We start from the raw sequence: 17,386 nt of genomic DNA, 5'->3' as shown, positions 1-17,386 counted from the left end.
TCGAACGCGTCGAGGGCCGTCTCGAGCGGCCCAACGAGACCGCGAGGCGACGGATCGCCGGAACCACCAACGCTTACCGGGTACCGAACGGAGAGAGTCGTATGAACCGAGGTGTCCGCTGTGGTCGGTAGCGAACGGATCGATCGACTGCTGATCGTCGTCGGCGGCGTCGTCGCCTCTGCCGCGGCCGGGTTCGCGCTGTTCGTCGTCTATCCGGACTCGCTGGCGGAACTGCTCGGCGTGCTCGTCACGCTGGCAGCGGTGGGACTCGGCGTTCGCTTCTCGAGTAACATCGCCGCGTCGCTGTACCCCGGCTACGACGTCGCCGAGGTCGCCGTCGAGGGGCCGATCACGCGCGACGGCGGCGGGGGGTCGCTACCCTCGAGTCCGCGGGGGACGCCGGCCGACGACATCGTCGACCAGATCGACCGGGCCGACGAGGACGACGGCGTCGACGCCCTCCTGCTCAAGCTGAACACGCCCGGCGGCGAGGTCGTCCCCAGCGACGACATCCGGCTGGCGGCCGAACGGTTCGACGGGCCGACGATCGCCTACGCGACCGACGTCTGTGCCAGCGGCGGCTACTGGATCGCCAGCGGCTGCGACGAACTCTGGGCCCGCGAGGGCTCGATCGTCGGCTCGATCGGCGTCATCGGCTCCCGGGTCAACGCGAGCGACCTCGCCGAGAAGGTCGGCCTCTCCTACGAGCGGTTCGCCGCCGGCGACTACAAGGACGCCGGTTCCCCGCTGAAGGAGATGGACGAGGACGAGCGGGCGTACCTGCAGGGGCTGATCGACGACTACTACGATACCTTCGTCGAGCGGGTCAGCGACGGCCGCGACCTGGACGCGGAGTTCGTCCGCGACACCGAGGCGCGGATCTACCTCGGCGAGCAGGCCCACGAACTGGATCTCGTCGATCGGCTCGGCACCCGCCGGGAGATCGAGGCCGAACTGGCCGACCGCCTCGAGCGCGACGAGATCAGCGTCGAGGAGTTCGAGCCCGAGCGACCGCTGATGGCCCGCATCGGCGCGGGTGCGCAGCGAGTCGCCTACGCCTTCGGGGCCGGTGTCTCGAGTCTCGCCGAGGACCGGGAGTTCCGCCTGCGGACCTGATCGAACGCTCGCGGGCCGCTCTCGCCGATCGCTCGGCGCCCCCGACGCGTCGAACGAGTGAGTGGTTTTATCGTCACACGGAATGCATCGCCTACCGTGACAACGCTGGTCGTCTGTCTCGACCGGACCGACGACGTCGGTCGCAAGACCGGACTGCGCTCTCCAGTCGTCGGCTGGGAGGCGGTCCGCGCGCTCGTGACCGACGTCGGGCTGGCGGATCCGGAGGATTCGGGGGTCAACTCCCTGCTCGAGACGTTACGCGTCGCCCAGAACCTCCGCGACGAGAACGAGGAGGTCGTCGTCGCGGTCGTCTCGGGCGACCGGGAGTCGATGGTGTCGGCGGACCGCGCCGTCGCGACGCAACTGGACGAACTCGTCGCCGAGTACGATCCAGACTCCGCGGTCGTCGTCATCGACAGCGCGGAGGACGAGCGACTGGTGCCGATCGTCGAGAGCCGCGTCCGGGTCGACTCGGTCGACCGCGTCGTCGTGCGACAGGCCCGGGACATCGAGTCGACCTACTACCTGCTCAAACAGTTCCTCGCCGACGAGGAACTGCGCCAGACCGTCCTCGTGCCGATCGGGCTGACGCTGCTGGTCTTCCCGATGCTCGCGAGCTTCGTCGGTCCCGCGGAGGGCGCCGCCGCGATCACGACCGTCATCGGCGTCTTCCTGCTCTACAAGGGGTTCAACATCGACGAACTGGTGACGAGACTCGCCCACCAAGTTCGCGAATCGCTGTACTCCGGGCAGGTCTCGGTCGTCACCTACGTCGTCGCCGCGGGGCTGACCCTCGTGGGCCTCTTCGCCGGCGCGCTGGGCGTCTCGACGATCGAGGACGCGCCCGGTGTCGTGGTCCCGACGATGCAGTTCGCCTTCGACAGCGTCCCCTGGCTCGCGATGGCCGGGCTGACGGCCAGCGCCGGCCGACTGCTCGACGAGGCCATCGGCGACGACCCGATCCGCAGCTCCTACCTCAACCTGCCCTTCATCGTCGTCGCCGTCGGACTGGTCGTCCGAGGGTTCTCGGCGTACTTCCTCGAGCAACAGCACGTGATCGAGCCGTTCGTGGTGCCGGCCTACGAGTTCGGCGTCATCTCGAACGAGCAGTTCGTGGTGGCGGCCGGCGAACGGCTGGCGCTGTTCGTCGTGACCGGGATCGTGGTCAGTCTGGTCGGCGCGCACGTCGCGTCGTACTTCAGCACCAGTCCGGACGAGGCGGAACTCGCCGACGGCGGCTCCGACGACTTGCCGGCGGCCGGGACGGCGCCTGAGACGCCGTCGGGCCCGGAATCGATGTCCGAGCGCACCGACGGCGGGCCGCCGACGTCCCGAACGGACGCGACTGACGACCCCGATTCGACCTCGAGCGCCGACGTCGACTCGAACTCGAGCGCTGACCCCGATTCAAGCGAGTGACCCGTCGGCGAGCGGACTCGTCATCCATATACTCCTCTGGCGCAACGTCCATCCATGAGCGACGCAGACGGGACGTGGGCGAGCCTCTTCTCGGGCGGCAAGGACTCCTCGTGGGCGCTGTACCGGGCCCTCGTGGCGGGACACGACGTCTCCCACCTCGTGACGGTTCACCCGACGGGCGACTCGTACATGTACCACGTGCCCGCGACGGAGCTGGCGGCGCTGGCGGCCGAGAGCATCGGGATCCCGCTGATCGACGTCGAGCCCGACGACTTCGAGGCCGCCAGCGCCGCCGACTCCGGCGCACAGGGCGACGACGAACTCGAACCGCTCGAGGCCGCCCTGACCGATCTCGACGCGGACCTCGAGGGCGGACTCGCCGGCGTCACCGCGGGCGCCGTCGAGAGCGAGTACCAGACGAGCCGCATTCAGGGGATGTGCGACCGACTGGAGTGTGAGCTGTTCGCTCCGCTCTGGCAGGAAGACCCACGGGAACTGGCCGACGCGATGCTCGAGGCCGGGTTCGAGATCGCGATCATCCAGGTCGCCGCGCACGGACTGGACGAGTCGTGGCTCGGTCGGACGCTGGATCGGGAGGCGATCGAAGAACTCGAGGAACTCAACGAGGAGTACGGCGTCCACATTCTGGGCGAGGGCGGCGAGTTCGAGACGCTGGTGGTCGACGGGCCGCACATGGATCGACGGATCGACCTCGAGTACGAGCGGGAGTGGGACGGAACGCGCGGGCGATTGCGGATCACGGACGCGCGACTCGAGTAACTGTACCGGGAGCGATGCGCGGTTCGGAGGCCGACGGCCGAGAACCGCGAGAACGTGAACGAGCGCGTAGCGCCCGTGAGCGAACGAAGTGAGCGAGCGGCCTTTTTTGGTCCAGATTTTTTGCTCGAGCGGTCGGCCGAAGGCCGACCCGAGAGGAAAAAAGGTGGTTCTGAGACGCTGGTGGTCGACGGGCCGCACATGGATCGACGGATCGACCTCGAGTACGAGCGGGAGTGGGACGGAACGCGCGGACGGTTGCGGATCACGGACGCGGGGCTCGAGTAGCGATTCGGCGGCCGCTCACACTGGGATTCAATATCGCGCGATTCGCTGTATCGATCGATGAGCGTCTTCCTCGGGATCGACGCGGGAACCCGCAACGTCAAAGCTGTCGCCTACGATCGAAACGGTCGACGGATCGCTGCAGCGTCGAGATCACAGCCGGTACGGAATCCGGAACCGGGCTGGGCCGAACAGGACATGGACGCGGTCTGGTCGACCACGGCCGCGGTGATCCGATCCGTCGTCGGCGATCTCGAGGCCCGCGGGACCGCGATCGAGGCCGTCGGGCTCACGGGACAGGGCGACGGCTGCTGGCTGCTCGACGACGACGGCGACCCCGTCCGGAACGCCGTCCTCTGGTCGGACAGCCGCGCAGCGGAGATCATCGAGGCGTGGGAACGTGACGGAACGCTCGAGGCGCTGGTCGACACCTGCGGCTCGCGGCCGTATCCGGGGATGTGCCTCCCGCTATTGCGGTGGATGGCCGACGAGGAACCCGAGCGCCTCGAGCGGGCCGCGACGGCGTTTTCGTGCAAGGACTGGATCGCGTATTCGCTAACCGGCGAGCGCGGGACGGACTACACCGAGGCGACGGTGCCGTTTCTCGATCGGGAGACGACCGCGTTCGAGTCCGACGTCTTCGAGACGGTCGGCCTCCCGGAGCAGTCGTCGCTGATCCCACAGATACGGGACCCGACGGCCGTCACCGGGACGGTTACCGCCGAGGCCGCCGACGAAACCGGTTTGACGGCCGGAACGCCGGTCGTGGCCGGTGCGATCGACGTCGCCGCGTCGGCGATCGGGAGCGGCGCCGTGGCGCCGGGCGACGGGGCCGCCTCGCTCGGCACCTCGCTGTTCACGCAGGTCATCGGCGACGGCCCCGGCGACGAGCCGACGTCGATCGGGATGGCGCTCGGAATCGACGGCCGCTGGACGACCGCGATCGGCTCGAACGCGGGGACGCGGACCCTCGAGTGGCTGCAGTCCGAGACCGCCGACGGCGCGTCGTTCGACGATCTCGAGGAGCGAGCCCGGTCGGTCCCGCCGGGCAGCGAGGGCGTGCTCTACCTCCCCTATCTCAGCGAGACCGGCGAGCGCGGGCCGTTTACCGATCCCGACGCTCGGGCGGGGTTTCTCGGTCTCTCGCCGACCCACGAGACCGCCCACCTCGTCCGGAGCGCCTACGAGGGACTGGCGCTGGCCCTGCGGGACTGCGTCGAGCACCTCCCCGTCGACCCCGATCGGATCGCCCTGAGCGGCGGCGGCGCTCGCTCGTCGTTGCTCCCCCCGCTCGTCGCCGACTGCGTCGGGACCGAAATCGTCGTCCCGGACACCGACGAGCCCGCTGCGACGGGGGCCGCGGCCCTCGCTGCGGTCGGACTCGACGCCGTCCCGACGCTCGAGGCCGCGACCGAGACGCTCGTCGGCGACCGAACCCGGTACGAGCCGACGCCGTCGACTGCGGCGACGTACGACGAACTGTACGACGGATACGTGTCCGTTCGGCGGGAAATGGAATCTATCTGGGACACACAGGCTGCGTCCCGGGCCCGCGAGACCGCGACGGAGCCGACGTCGGAGTCGGAGTGAGGTCGGGTAGGTTTCAGTTGGCGGGCGAACCGCTTTGTTTCTCGTCGGTGACGTGGCTGACGGCATGATCGAATCCCAGCGCGACCTGTTCGTCCGCGAACTGCGCGAACTGTACCACATCGAGCGGGAACTCGAGGACCTCCAGTCGGAACTGGCCGAGTCGGCGACCGACGAGGAACTCGAGGAGTACTACATGGCCCACGGCGAGACCACGTCCGAGCAGATCGGGCGACTCGAGCCGCTGTTCGAGGCGGTCCAGGAGGAACCCGGCGCGCTCGAGAGCGAGACGCTCGCGGGCCTGCGCGAGGACCGTGAGGAACTCGTTCAGGACGTGGAGGACCCCCACCTCGGCGACCTCGTCGAGACGGAGCTCGGACGCGGGATCGAGCGCCTCGAACTCACGAAACTCGAGACGCTGTTGACGCTGGCCGATCGGATGGACCTCCCGGAGGAGGTCGTCGATCCCCTCGAGCAGACGAAAGCCGAGGTGGAGAACGGCCTCGAGCGCGTCCAGGGACTGACGGCCTAGGGCGGTTACGCGGGTACGACCGCGCGTCGACGGCCGACGGCCCCTCACTTTTCGGCCGCTCTCCGTTCGACCGTCGTCGAACGGAGAGCGTTCCGTCTCTGGAGTAACTGAGATTCCGTATTCTCTCGGTACGTCGGCTATCGTGACGTTAGTAAGGAGCCATATGCGGAAATATTGGCAAAAAAGACTTTAAGGTCTAGGTTACTATTCAGCGAGAGATGCAATCCAGACGCGACGTGCTTCGAATGGGTGCGGGCGTTGCGACCGTCGGCGGGATCACGAGTCTCGCCGGTTGCAGCAACGTCCCGGTCGTGGGGAGTTATTTCGAGGACGAAGTCGACTACACCGAGTGGGCGTACGATCCCGCCGAGTTGGAGCAGCGATCGCTGTGGGTCGCCTATCAGGACGTCGGTTCCATCCTCGAGACGGACGAGGTTCCGGACAAGGGGGAGCTCCGGGACAACGTCACGAGCGACTACAGCGGGGCGCTCCTGGCCGACGACGTCGAGATCGCCCTGTCCGTCGGCCAGTCCGAAATCCTCTCTGGCTCGTTCGACGGCGGTGACATCGTCGACGAGATGGAGTTCGGTTCGGCGGATAGCCACGGCGATTTCGACGTCTACACCGACTCCAGTGGGGACGAGGAGAGGGACGCGCTGGTCGCGACCGACGGCGATCATCTCGTCAGAACGACGCCGGCGCCGTACGGCGAGGTCGAAGTCCGCGACGAACTCGAACTCCTGCTCGACACCTACGCCGAGGACGCCGATCGGTATATCGACATCAACGGGAACTTCGAGCAGGTCGACGGCGAACTCGAGTCGGGTGATATCGCGTTCGTGAACGCGAACACGGAATCGAGCGCCGAAGACGCGAGCGACGACACGACCGTCGCGATGGGTCTGGTCGCGTCGGTCGACGGTGCGGAGATGAACGGGACGTTCGTGTCCCTCTACAAGGCCGAGAGCGGCGTCGACGTCGACGAGGCGGAGACGCAAGTGACGGAGATTATGGGCGAGGAAACAGACGTGACCGACGTCTCGCAGGACGGCCGCATGGTCACCGCCGAGTACACGGTCCCGACGGAAGAGTTCTAACCGATCGCCGACGGGGCCATCGGTTCGCCGCGGTCACCGCTTCGTTGCCGACTCGTGGACTGCGAGGACGGCCTCGCGATCGTCGGCGTCGGTGAACGTCCACCACGCGAGCCGGTCGATCTCGAGGGCCGAGTACGACGATTCGACGGCCAGCCACTCGCCCGAGGCGATCGTTCGCAGGTCGGTCCCGGTGTCCAGCGGCGACGACTCGAGGGCGTCCGCGACGGCGTCGATCAGGGCGACGGCCGTCGGGTCCGGAGTGAGCGTCTCGACGCCGGCGAGCTGGCGCAGGAACTGGAACGTCGAGGGACCGACGCCGGCGATCGCGCCGATGGGGTCCTCGTCGTAGCGGTAGTGATCCGCCGTTTCCGCCCAGCCGAGCAGCGCCGCCGGATCGTCGGCCTCGGGTCTGGCCGATAACACGCCGGCGGCCTCGAGCAGGACGCGTCGTTTCCGTTGGGCGCCGAACGCCGCGACGAGGTCGTCGTCCTCGAGATCGAGGGCGGCGATGTCGGCGAACGACGCGACGCGATCGGTCGCGACGAACGCCTCGCGGAACCGTTCGACGGTCGGTTTGACGCCGCCGAGAAAGCGCTGGCCGGTCGTCGACGCGGCCGCTTCGGCGAGCAACAGCCGCGGGTCGTCGCCGGTCCAGCGGCGGTGCTCGCGGAAGGCGGCCGCGAGTTCCGCGCAGGGAACGCCCTCGGCGTATCGGTCGAGAACCGATTGGACCGCCCGTGACATGTGTTCGTCGGAACACATCACACGGTGGACTGATAGCTGTATCGACCGTTCGACTCGAACGCGGCGGGACCGTCGACGGCTCGCCGTCCGGTCGTCCCTTCGTCGTTGGTGATCGCCTCGCCGTTCGGACGGGCTCCGCCGTCAGTTCGAGGGACCGTTCGTGATCGTCGTGTGGGCGCCGATGAGCGCACCCGCGAGATCGAGGTCCTCGAGGTGCGTTCCCTCGTCGATGATCGAGCGGCGGATGTCGGCGTCACGGACCGTCGCGTCGGGGAAGATCACGGCGTGGTCGAGATCGGTGTTCTCGAGGGTGACGTCCCCCATGACGTGGACGTTCTCGCCGATCGAGGCGTTCTCGAGGGTCGCGGAGTCGGCGACCCTCGAGTCGCCGTCGAGATGCCAGCCGACGGCGTCGAGATAGCTCTCGGGGGTGCCGATGTCGAACCACGCGTCCTCGAAGGTGTAGGCGTAGGTCTCCTCTTGATTCTGGAGCCACTGGATGAACCAGCCCGGCTCGTCGGGGTTGTTCCCCTCCTCGAGGTACGTGGGAAACAGGGACAGCGAGTCCTGTGGGAACGCGTAACAGGCGATCGAGACCAGCGTACTGTTGGGATCGTCGGGTTTCTCCTGGAAGTCGACGACGCGATCGCCCTCGAGTTCGACCAGCCCGTAGGATTTGGCCTTCTCGCGGGAGCCGACGTCGTAGGCGGCCAGCGTCGGCGCTTCGTGGTCCTCGAAGTAGTCCACGAAGTCCGCGACGTCGAAGCTGATCAGGTTGTCGCCGGCGATGACCAGCAGATCGTCGTCGACGTTCTCGCGGTCGATCAGCTGCGCGAGCGCGCCGACGACGCCGAACTTGTCGTCTTCCTCGGTCGTGTCCTCGACCGAGAGCCGCGGCTTGTCGAACTCGCTGTCCGCGAGGTGGGCCTCGAAGTCCGGGGCGAACCGCTCGTTGGTGCTGACGAAGACCTCGTCGATCCGCTCGTCAGCCTCGAGTTCGGCGAAGATGCGATCGATGACGGTGGAGTCGCCGATCGGGAGGAACATCTTGGGCCGATGCTTCGTGATCGGCCACATCCGAGTCGCGTACCCGCCGGCAAGGACGACGGCTTTCATGGCCTCTCCTTCATCTGCCTGCGATAAGTGGTTTGCCCTTTCAGCGATCGCGTCGCCGTCGGCGAGTTCTGGCGTCGGGCGCGACGACCGGCGGCCGATCGGACGACCGATAGGCTAACGGTCGGACGGCCGTTTTTCGGACGTATGCGAGAGGCCGACGAAACGACGCGACAGCGACTCGCCGACGCCCTCCGAGACGACCCCGCGACGCCCAGCGAACTCGCGGTCCGGCTCGATCTGACCCCCGAGTCGGTGGTTCGCCACGCCGAACACGTCTCCCGGTCGATCGACGGGAACGAAACGGACGAACAGCTACTCGTCGCGCCGCCGACGTGTCGGGACTGTGGCTTCGACGACTTCGACGACCTGCTGAACCTCCCCTCGCGCTGTCCTGAGTGCAAGAGCGAGTCCGTCACCGAACCGACCCTGACGATCGAGTGATCGAGACGGTCTCGAGAGAGAGACAGTCAACTCGGAGAATACGTCCGGGACGGATTCGATACTCATATTTAGTGTGCTCCCGAGAAATCGGTACATACCCTCGAGCGAACGGACGGTCGATCCGCTGTCCCATCGACCCTGCTACCGTTCTCGTCTCTCCGACGCAGGAACCCGTCCGTTTCGAGAGGCCCATGGAGGCTACGAATGACTGCCACCCCCAACTCCGAGTCCGACTGTGTCGACTTCGTGCTGGCAGTCCTCGACGAACTCGAGGGCTGTGACGCCTCAGCCGAAACGGTCGACGACGCGTTCGGGCTGCTGGCCGATCACCGCCGGCGGCTGTTGCTGTCGGTCATGCGCACCTACGGCGAGGCGCTGACGCTGCCCGACGCCGCCGAGGAGGTCGCCGTCCGGGAAACCGGCTGCCAGGTCCCGGAGATCTCCGCCGAGCGCGTCCACGAAATATATCTCTCCCTGTACCACGATCACCTGCCGCGGCTGGTCGACGCCGGCCTGCTCGACTACGATCAGGAGCGCGACCTCGTGATGCCGACGGCCCTCGAGTAGCGACGGCGCGATCCGGCAGCCCCAGGTGCCGCGTCTCCGCTGTCTCGACCGACTGCTAGATCTTCACGTTCGAACTCGAGGAGAGGTCGTCATCGTCGTCGACGGGTCCCGCGCCGACGTACTCGTAGTCGTCGTCGGTCAGGTAGACCGCACCGTCGTCGACCGTCACCTCGAGGTCGGTGAGGTAGGCGCCCTCGCAGGGACCGTACGTACACTCGCCGGAGTCGGCGTCGAAGTACGCGCCGTGGTTGGCACAGACGAGTTCCCCGTCTCGCATCGGGGCACCGGAGCCCTTGTCGATCTTGATGTGCGTCAGATGCTGGCAGTAGTTCAGCCAGCAGGAGAGTCGCTCCGCGTCGACGTCACCGTCGGCCCCGTCGCCGCTGGTCTCGTTCTCAGTGGCGACGAGAATCGCCTCCCGTTCGCCGCCGTCGCCGTCGGTCACGCGAAAGAGCACCGTCGAGTCCGCCGGCACGTCCTCGAGCGCGGTGATCCGTTGGGACGCGTCCATCGCCCCTCGGTTACGGGTCCGCCGTCGTGAAGGTTTCGATCGACCGAACGTCTGACGCGGATTTAACATCCCGAACCCCAAACGACGGCTATGGACTCCCTTCTCATCTACGGCTCCTACGGCTACACCGGCCGACTGATCGCTCGCGAAGCCGTCTCTCGAGGAGGGTCCCCGGTCGTCGCCGGCCGCAACGGTCGCGCCGTCTCCCGGCAGGCGGACGAACTCGGCGTCGAGGGGCGAACGTTCGCGCTCACCGACGGGGACGAGGTCGCCGCCCATCTCCGCTCGTTCGACGCCGTGTTGAACTGCGCCGGTCCGTTCGTGAACACGGTCGATCCGCTCGTCGACGCCTGTCTCGAGAGCGATACCCACTACCTCGACATCAGCGGCGAGTTCCAGGCGTTCGAACGGCTCCGCCGGCGCGACGACGCGGCCCGCGAGGCGGGAATCACGCTCCTGCCGGGCGTCGGCTTCGACGTCGTCCCCACCGACTGTCTGGCGGCGTTTCTCCACGCGCAACTGCCGGACGCGACCGCCCTCTCGCTGGGGATCAAGGGCGGCGGCGGGCTCTCTCGAGGCACCGCCCGGACGCTCGTCGAACACCTCGGCGACGACGGCGTCGTCCGGCGCAACGGCCGGCTCATCAAGGTCCCGATGGCCTACCGGACCCGCGAGATCGACTTCGGCGACGGCCCCGAACACGCCGTCACGATCCCGTGGGGCGACGTCGTCACTGCCGCCCACAGCACTGGCATCGACTCGATTGAAGTCTACGCGGCCGCGCCGTCGTGGGCGACCCGCGCGCTGTCCGCCGTCGACTCGCTGGGCTGGCTGCTCGAGCGCCGACCGGTCGAAGCCGCGCTGAAACGCCTCGTCGACGCACGGCTCGACGGTCCCGACGACGCGGCCCGCTCGACCGGCGCCGCGACCGTCTGGGGCGAGGCCGTCGACGAGGCGACCGGCCGTCGCGTCCGCGCTCGCCTCCGGACCCCCGAACCCTACGCGCTGACGGCCGAAGCCGCAGTGAGCGCCGCCGAACGGGTCATCGACGGCGGGAAGCGATCCCGGTCCCGAACCCGGAATCGCCTCCCGGCCGGCTTCCAGACGCCCTCCTCGGCGTTCGATTCCGAGTTCGTCCTCGAACTCGCGGGGACCGAGCGCGAACTCCTCGAGGCGCCGACCGAGTCGGCCGATCCCCAGCGATCGACCCTCGAGTCCGACGACTGAGCGTCAGTCCTCGCTCGGCGCGCTGCCGCGCTCGTCCATCATCGTCCGCGTTCGGTCGACCCAGCCGCCCCGATAGTAGCCGACGGCGACGTAGGCCATCGACCAGACGTAGAAGACGACGATGGAGGCGTACACCGCCGGCATCCCGTAGTCCAGATAGATCCCGCCGACGGCCGAGACGCCGAGCATGCCGACCGCCATTCCCGAGACGCGGGCGATAAACGGCGTCCGCGTGTCGCTGCCGCTGGTGAGCGCGCCCGAGAGCACGACGTAGAGGACGGTGGCCGGCGCCGCGAGGGCGTACGCGCGAGCGAAGCCGGTCGCGTGCGCGATCGTCGCCGGATCGTCGGTGAACAGGGAGACGATCTGCTCGGCGCCGACGAAAATCAGGCCGCCGAGCGAGCCGACGGTCACGAGTCCGAGCGCGGCCGCCGCCCAGCCGTTGTACCGCGCCCCCGCGGGATCGCCGTCGCCGAGCGTCTGGCCGACGACGATGCTCGTCCCGGTCCGATACCCACGCGAGAGGGGGCTGGTCAGTTGCTGGTAGACCCGTCGGCCGATCTGGTAGGCCGCGTTGACGTCCGTCCCGAAGACCAGCAGGATCGAGTTGAAGGGGAACTCGAGGACGGTCGTCACCAGCCCCTCCGCGATCCGCGGCGCGCTGATCGAGAGCAACTGCTTCGTGATCGTCCACTGGTGCGGCCGGACGAATCCCGCCGGCGTCCACGGCCCGCGGATCGCCGCGACGAGCGCGAGCGCGGAGAAGACGTTCCCGAAGGCGGTCGCGACGCCGACGCCGAGGACGTGGAGTCGCGGTGCGGGCCCCAGTCCCAGTCCGAGGACGACCGTGCCGGCGATGTTGAGGGCGTTGGAGACGCCGTTGACGTACATCGGCGTGCGCGTGTCGCCGGCGCCCTGGATCGACCGCGCGGCGATCAGCGTGACGTGGCGGGCGGGACTGGTCGCGAAGATGATCGCGAGGTAGAGCCCGCCCATGCGAGCCACCTCGGGTTCGGCGCCCAGCACGCCGATCGCCCGCTCGCCGAGCAAGAAGCCGAACAGCACGAACGGGAGCCCGGCGACCGCGCCGAGCAGTATCGCCTGCGTGATCGCCTCGTCCCGGTTGGCCGTCGCGCCGCTGCCCGTGTCCTGACTCGAGAGGGCGATGACGCCGCTGCCCAGTCCCAGCCCGATCCGGAGCGGCAGTCTCGCGTAGAGGTCCGCGAGGCCGACGGCCGCCACCGCTGCTGGCGAGAACAGCCCGGTGACGACGACGTCAGTCGTCCGCATCATCGTCCGGAGGAACTGCTCGATCATCACCGGCCACGAGAGGTCGAACACACGCTGCCAGACGGCGAACAGCCGTCGTCTCCCTCCGGGAAGCACGTCTGGAACTCGGTCGGTGGCCCGTTTGAACCTGTTGAAGGCGATACTCGAAGCGGGTCGTCGACGGCGGCGGAGAGAGGAGACGTCGGCGACCCTAGGTTCGGGTTCGCCTGCTGTTGTCGATCGGGACGCTCGTTCCGTACATCCACGAGAGTCACCGGCCTCGAGATCGGTCGCGGACGCGACGCGGTCTGAACCGTCGCCGCATCGGCCGTCGCTGGACTATTCGCGGACGTCAGCCGCTCGTCACATCGATTCTCGGTGAGTCGATCCCACCGTACCGATCACCCTCGTCATGGCGGTGATCTACGACGAGGGACCGGCGCGATCGGTTCTCATCGGCGACCGTCTTCGAGTCGCTTATGATTCCAATTTGATATAATATACGTACTTCCGAAATTTATATAAAATAACTCCGAACGAGTTGCAAGGATAGGGCTTACCGGTTCCAGTGGCGGACCCGCCCGATGGAGGGACGCTGCTATGACAGAAAGAAAAAACGGGTTGCTGTTCGGTCGATCCGATGACTCGCGCCGATCATTCCTCAAGAAAGGGGCGCTGGCGACGAGTGCTCTCACCATCGGCGCGTCCGGAACGGCAGTGGCACAGGAAGACGATGGGGTGTTCGGTGATCTCGACGACGCGTGGAAGGCGCTGATCAACGTCGATAACTTCCACCCGAACGGGCGGTTCACGTTCGTCTCGGAAGTGATCGAGTGGAACCCCAGCTACGGCGACGTACAGGACAGTTGGTTCTCGGATTACAACACGTACCAGATTCGGTGGCTGAACGGGGACGAAATCGTCCCGCTCTACGTCGCACACGACGCGAACATCGGTGAGTACGACGAGGAGTTGGGGTTCATTCCCGACGCCGACGACGATCAGAATCAGCCCCAGTTGTTCGAGATGAACCGGGAGTGGACGCCCTTCAGCGATAATAACCAGCTCATCACCGTCAACGCCAGCCCAGTCACGGAAGAGGAAGAAGACGATATCCTCGAGACCCAAGACTGGTGGCAGACCACCGCGTAGGCGTTGCGGAATCGTCTCCCGACGAGTGAACGGGAGCTGACCCGCCGATTTCTTTCGCGACGACGACTCCATCGTTGCGTTGGATATCTCCGGAGCGTACGTGCCGTGTTCGTCGCGCTCGAGGCGACGCTCCGTCGGTCGCACTCGAGTGCGCCAGTCACGACGAGACGAGATCGAGTCGGCGTCGAGCGGGTCGCGAACGAGATCTGCGGGTTCGTACACGACCGCGAGCCGTAGCGCTCTGGACCCTACGAGTAACAGGTCCATTCGACGCGTTCGTCGTACAGCCGCGAGAGTCGCTCCGTGACCGGGCCGGCGCCGATCGCTCGCCCGTCGAGGGTCTCGATCGGGCGAAGCTCCCACGTGCGATTGGTCAGAAACGCCTCGTCGGCCCCGCGGACGTCCGCGAGGTCGTACCGTCCCTCTCGAGTCGGAATTCCGTCCTCGGCGGCCGACTCGAGGACGAGTTCGCGGGTGATCCCCGGCAGGACGGGGCCATCGGTCGTCGGCGTATGGAGGGTGCCGTCGCGAACGAAGAACAGGTTGCTCGTCGCGCCCTCCGCAACCGACCCCTCGAGGTCGCGCATGAGGGCTTCGTCCGCTGTCGTCGTTCCGTCCTCGGTCTCGTTGCCGGCCCCACCCCCGCCCCGACGCAGTTCCGCGCGCGCGAGGATCCCGTTCAGGTAGTTGTGTGTCTTCGCCGCGGCCGGGATCGCCTCGCTCGGCGTCCGGCGCGTCTCGACCGTCCGCACGGTCGCCGGGTCGTCCCAGACGGACTCGCCCTCGAGGCCCCCGCGAGGGAGCGGTTTGGCGTAGACCACGACCGTCGGATCGACCTCGGGCTGGGGGGTGAGTTTGCCCGGCTGGACGCCCCGCGTGATCGAGAGGCGGACGTAGGCGTCCGCGAGGTCGTTCGCCGCGAGGGTCTCGTCGATCCGCGCGCGGAGGTCGGCGTCGGTCAGGCCGTGTGCGAGCGACAGGGCGTCGCAGGTCCGCTCGAGGCGCTCGAGATGGCGGTCCCACGCGAAGACCGTCCCGCCGTAGGCCCGCAGCGTCTCGAAGGCGGCGTCGCCGTACCGGAAGCCCCGGTCGTCGACGCTGACGGTCGCCTCGCTCGCGGGAACGATCTCGCCGTCGACGTGGTAGTAGCGCTCCCCGTCTCCGTCAGCCATGCCGCGGTTCCTCCTCCGCCGTCGCTTCCGCGGCGAACGCACAGAAGTTGGCGATCATGCGTTTCCCGACCCGCAGCGAGATGCCGTCGCCGCCCGCCGCGTCGTCGTGGCCCCGCGTCAGGATGCTCTCGGGATGGAACTGGACGCCGACGTGGGGCAACTCGGCGTGGCGGACCGCCATCGACACGCCGCGCTCGTCGGTCGTCCGCGCCGTCTCGAGAAGTTCGTCGGGCAGATCCGCGCGGTCGACCGCCAGCGAGTGATACCGCCCGACCTGGAACGTCTCGGGCAGTTCCGCGAAGATCCCGTCGCCGTCGTGCTCGACCGTCGAGGGCTTGCCGTGGACGACGTGGGGCGCGCGGACGACCGGCGCCCCGTTGGCCGCACAGAGGGCCTGATGGCCCAGACAGACCCCCAGAATCGGATACTCCGTCTCGGCGAACAGCGGGATCGAGATTCCCGCCTCCTCGGGCGTTCCCGGTCCCGGCGAGACGACGATGCCGGTCGGGTCGATCGACTCGAGGTCGGTGAGGTCGATTTCGTCGTTGCGACGGACGATCACCTCGTCCGCGACTTCGCCGACGTACTGTACCAGATTGTACGCGAAGGAGTCGTAGTTGTCCACGACGAGGATTCGCGTGCCGTCGGTCGTCGGACGCTCACTCATCGGAATCACCGCCGCCGCGGCCGTCGAGGGCGGTTGCCTCCCCGTCGCCTGGGGCCGCTCCGCCGCCGGCCTCGAGTCCCATCCCGGCCCGCTCGCCCAGCGCCTCGTCGACCGCGGTGATCAGCGCGCGGGCCTTGTCGAGGGTCTCGTCGTACTCCCGGTAGGGCTCGGAGTCGTGGACGATCCCGGCGCCGACGCGGAGGTGGTACTCGTCGGCGTGGCGGACGAGCGTCCGAATGACGATGGAAAGCGTCGCCCGGCCGTCGAAGCCGAAGACCCCGACGCTGCCCGTGTAGGGACCCCGGCGGGTCGCCTCGAGTTCGTCGATGATCTCCATCGTGCGCGGTTTCGGCGCGCCGGTGATCGTGCCGCCCGGAAAGACGGCGGCGACGGCGTCGGCCAGCGTCTCGTCGTCGCGGAGTCGGCCCGTCACGTTCGAGACGAGGTGCATCACCTCGGCGTAGCGGTCGATCCGCCGGTACTCGTCGACCGCCACGGAGCCGTACTCGCAGACCTTCCCGAGGTCGTTGCGCTCGAGATCGACCAGCATCGCGTGTTCGGCCCGCTCCTTCTCGTCGGTTCGGAGGTCGTCCTCGAGCGCTCGATCCGCCTCGGGTGTCTCCCCGCGCGGTCGCGTGCCCGCGATGGGCTCCGTTCGCACGTCGTCACCGTCGCGTTCTAACAATAGCTCGGGACTCGCGCTCACCAGATCGGCCGCGCGCAACTCGAGGAGCCCCGAGTACGGGGCGGGGTTGACCCGGCGGAGGGCGTCGTAGGCCGCGACGGGGTGGACCGCCGCGGGGGCGACCAGCCGCTGGGAGACGTTCGCCTGAAAGGTGTCGCCGTCCCGGACGTACTCCTTGACTCGGCGGACGCGCTCGGCGAACGCCTCGCGGCCGCAGTCGCTCTCGAACGTCGCTTCGGACGTCGCGACCGGCGGCTCGCCGATCGCGGGATCGCCCTCGAGGGCGGCCCGCGCGAGGTCGAGCGCGCGGTCGCGGCCGCGTTCGTAGGCCGCCTCGAGCGCGTCGGCAGGGTCAGACGTAACGGCGTCGGCTGCATCGACCCCGACTCGCGGACAGGCCGTCACCCGCAGCGTCACCCCGTCGCCCTCGTCGGTCGGCGCCTCCCAGGCCACCAGCCGGTCGTAGACGCCGACCTCGAGGCGCGGCAGCCCCCGGTCGTCGACCGCCGATTCGGGGAGGGACTCGAGTTCGCGGGCGACGTCGTAGGAGAGCCAGCCGATCGCCCCGCAGGGGTAGGGGACCGAACAGTCGCCGCGAATCAGCTCGTCGCCGTCGAGGACGCCCTCGAGCGCGGCGAGCGTCGGCGAATCGCCGTCGTTCGTTCGGGCGACCGCGTCGGACCCGACCGTCAGCCGGTCGACGGGGTCGACGCCGAAGTAGCCCCAGCCGGGCTGACCGCCGGTCGTCTCGAGGAAGACGGTGCCCCCGCTGGAATCGCGTGCTCGGCGATAGGCGAGAAACGGATCGTCGACGGCGACGCGGACCTCGACGGGAATCCGAACGCCGGGCGGGCGCGTCGGCACGTCGTCGGTCGGCACGTCGTCGGTCGGCGCGGCGTCGTCCCCCTCGAGCCGCTCGCGGGCAGCGGCTCGAAACGACGCGAGCGAGGTGACGACGCGCGGATCGCTCATACCCCTCGGAAGGGGGCGAGCGCCTAATCCTCTTGCGGTTTCGAGAGCGA

General features: G+C 68.1%; 17 protein-coding genes. 10 read left to right on the top strand and 7 right to left on the bottom strand.

Translation table 11 applies throughout. From position 1 onward, the window contains the following. Positions 1–120: 120 nt before the first annotated feature. The 6 genes from sppA to WD430_RS00630 all read left to right on the top strand — a co-directional run bounded on the left by sppA (position 121) and on the right by WD430_RS00630 (position 6,813). A complete protein-coding gene (sppA, locus tag WD430_RS00660) occupies positions 121–1,116 on the top strand; it encodes a signal peptide peptidase SppA (protein WP_339104109.1) in 996 nt (331 codons plus the stop codon). Positions 1,117–1,212: 96 nt separating this feature from the next. Further along, positions 1,213–2,535 carry a DUF373 family protein gene (locus tag WD430_RS00655; RefSeq protein ID WP_339104108.1) on the top strand — a complete coding sequence of 441 codons (1,323 nt, stop codon included), beginning with the start codon at positions 1,213–1,215 and terminating at the stop codon, positions 2,533–2,535. A 54-nt stretch (positions 2,536–2,589) separates the two neighbouring features. Further along, complete coding sequence (locus WD430_RS00650) at positions 2,590–3,315, top strand: diphthine--ammonia ligase (protein WP_339104107.1); 726 nt, start codon at positions 2,590–2,592, stop codon at positions 3,313–3,315. Between the two features lie 342 nt (positions 3,316–3,657). Further along, positions 3,658–5,187, top strand: coding sequence for an FGGY-family carbohydrate kinase (locus WD430_RS00640; RefSeq protein ID WP_339104106.1), 1,530 nt, complete (start codon positions 3,658–3,660; stop codon positions 5,185–5,187). Positions 5,188–5,251: 64 nt separating this feature from the next. Continuing rightward, a complete protein-coding gene (locus WD430_RS00635; RefSeq protein WP_339104105.1) occupies positions 5,252–5,716 on the top strand; it encodes a DUF892 family protein in 465 nt (154 codons plus the stop codon). Between the two features lie 218 nt (positions 5,717–5,934). Beyond that, positions 5,935–6,813, top strand: a complete 879-nt coding sequence (locus WD430_RS00630) for a hypothetical protein (RefSeq protein ID WP_339104104.1) — start codon at positions 5,935–5,937, stop codon at positions 6,811–6,813. A gap of 33 nt (positions 6,814–6,846) precedes the next feature. On the opposite strand, the gene WD430_RS00625 is transcribed toward WD430_RS00630, so the two are convergent. Then, the gene (locus WD430_RS00625; RefSeq protein ID WP_339104103.1) at positions 6,847–7,557 is read right to left on the bottom strand and encodes a hypothetical protein; all 711 of its coding nucleotides are present in this window, start codon (positions 7,555–7,557) and stop codon (positions 6,847–6,849) included. 141 nt (positions 7,558–7,698) lie between these two features. After that, positions 7,699–8,673 carry an NDP-sugar synthase gene (locus tag WD430_RS00620; RefSeq protein WP_339104102.1) on the bottom strand — a complete coding sequence of 325 codons (975 nt, stop codon included), beginning with the start codon at positions 8,671–8,673 and terminating at the stop codon, positions 7,699–7,701. A 144-nt stretch (positions 8,674–8,817) separates the two neighbouring features. Between WD430_RS00620 and WD430_RS00615 the strand changes: the two genes are divergently transcribed. Both WD430_RS00615 and WD430_RS00610 read left to right on the top strand, forming a co-directional pair. After that, positions 8,818–9,114, top strand: coding sequence for a transcriptional regulator (locus tag WD430_RS00615; protein WP_339104101.1), 297 nt, complete (start codon positions 8,818–8,820; stop codon positions 9,112–9,114). A gap of 204 nt (positions 9,115–9,318) precedes the next feature. Beyond that, complete coding sequence (locus WD430_RS00610; protein WP_339104100.1) at positions 9,319–9,681, top strand: hypothetical protein; 363 nt, start codon at positions 9,319–9,321, stop codon at positions 9,679–9,681. 55 nt (positions 9,682–9,736) lie between these two features. Here WD430_RS00610 and WD430_RS00605 read toward each other — a convergent pair whose 3' ends face one another. Then, positions 9,737–10,192, bottom strand: coding sequence for a Rieske 2Fe-2S domain-containing protein (locus tag WD430_RS00605; RefSeq protein WP_339104099.1), 456 nt, complete (start codon positions 10,190–10,192; stop codon positions 9,737–9,739). Between the two features lie 90 nt (positions 10,193–10,282). On the opposite strand from WD430_RS00605, the gene WD430_RS00600 reads away from it, so the two are divergent. Next, positions 10,283–11,419 carry a saccharopine dehydrogenase NADP-binding domain-containing protein gene (locus WD430_RS00600; protein ID WP_339104098.1) on the top strand — a complete coding sequence of 379 codons (1,137 nt, stop codon included), beginning with the start codon at positions 10,283–10,285 and terminating at the stop codon, positions 11,417–11,419. 3 nt (positions 11,420–11,422) lie between these two features. On the opposite strand, the gene WD430_RS00595 is transcribed toward WD430_RS00600, so the two are convergent. Further along, a complete protein-coding gene (locus tag WD430_RS00595; protein WP_345786464.1) occupies positions 11,423–12,736 on the bottom strand; it encodes an MATE family efflux transporter in 1,314 nt (437 codons plus the stop codon). A gap of 552 nt (positions 12,737–13,288) precedes the next feature. On the opposite strand from WD430_RS00595, the gene WD430_RS00590 reads away from it, so the two are divergent. Beyond that, on the top strand, positions 13,289–13,840 hold the full coding sequence (locus WD430_RS00590) for a twin-arginine translocation signal domain-containing protein (protein ID WP_339104096.1): 552 nt from the start codon (positions 13,289–13,291) through the stop codon (positions 13,838–13,840). A gap of 248 nt (positions 13,841–14,088) precedes the next feature. Here the strand turns inward: WD430_RS00590 and WD430_RS00585 are convergent, their stop codons facing one another. The 3 genes from WD430_RS00585 to pabB are packed head-to-tail and all read right to left on the bottom strand — an operon-like array spanning position 14,089 to position 17,336. Next, positions 14,089–15,012: an aminotransferase class IV gene (locus WD430_RS00585; RefSeq protein ID WP_339104095.1), complete on the bottom strand. Its 924-nt coding sequence runs from the start codon at positions 15,010–15,012 to the stop codon at positions 14,089–14,091. Next, on the bottom strand, positions 15,005–15,679 hold the full coding sequence (locus WD430_RS00580; RefSeq protein ID WP_339104094.1) for an aminodeoxychorismate/anthranilate synthase component II: 675 nt from the start codon (positions 15,677–15,679) through the stop codon (positions 15,005–15,007). Before WD430_RS00580 ends, WD430_RS00585 begins: the two co-directional genes overlap by 8 nt. Continuing rightward, positions 15,672–17,336, bottom strand: a complete 1,665-nt coding sequence (gene pabB, locus WD430_RS00575) for an aminodeoxychorismate synthase, component I (RefSeq protein WP_339104093.1) — start codon at positions 17,334–17,336, stop codon at positions 15,672–15,674. Before pabB ends, WD430_RS00580 begins: the two co-directional genes overlap by 8 nt. Positions 17,337–17,386 lie beyond the last annotated feature (50 nt).

This window comes from Haloterrigena sp. KLK7 (assembly GCF_037914945.1).
Classification (GTDB): domain Archaea; phylum Halobacteriota; class Halobacteria; order Halobacteriales; family Natrialbaceae; genus Haloterrigena; species Haloterrigena salinisoli.
The sequence above is the reverse complement of the archived record's forward strand: the minus strand, read 5'-3'. Positions and strand labels throughout refer to the sequence as shown.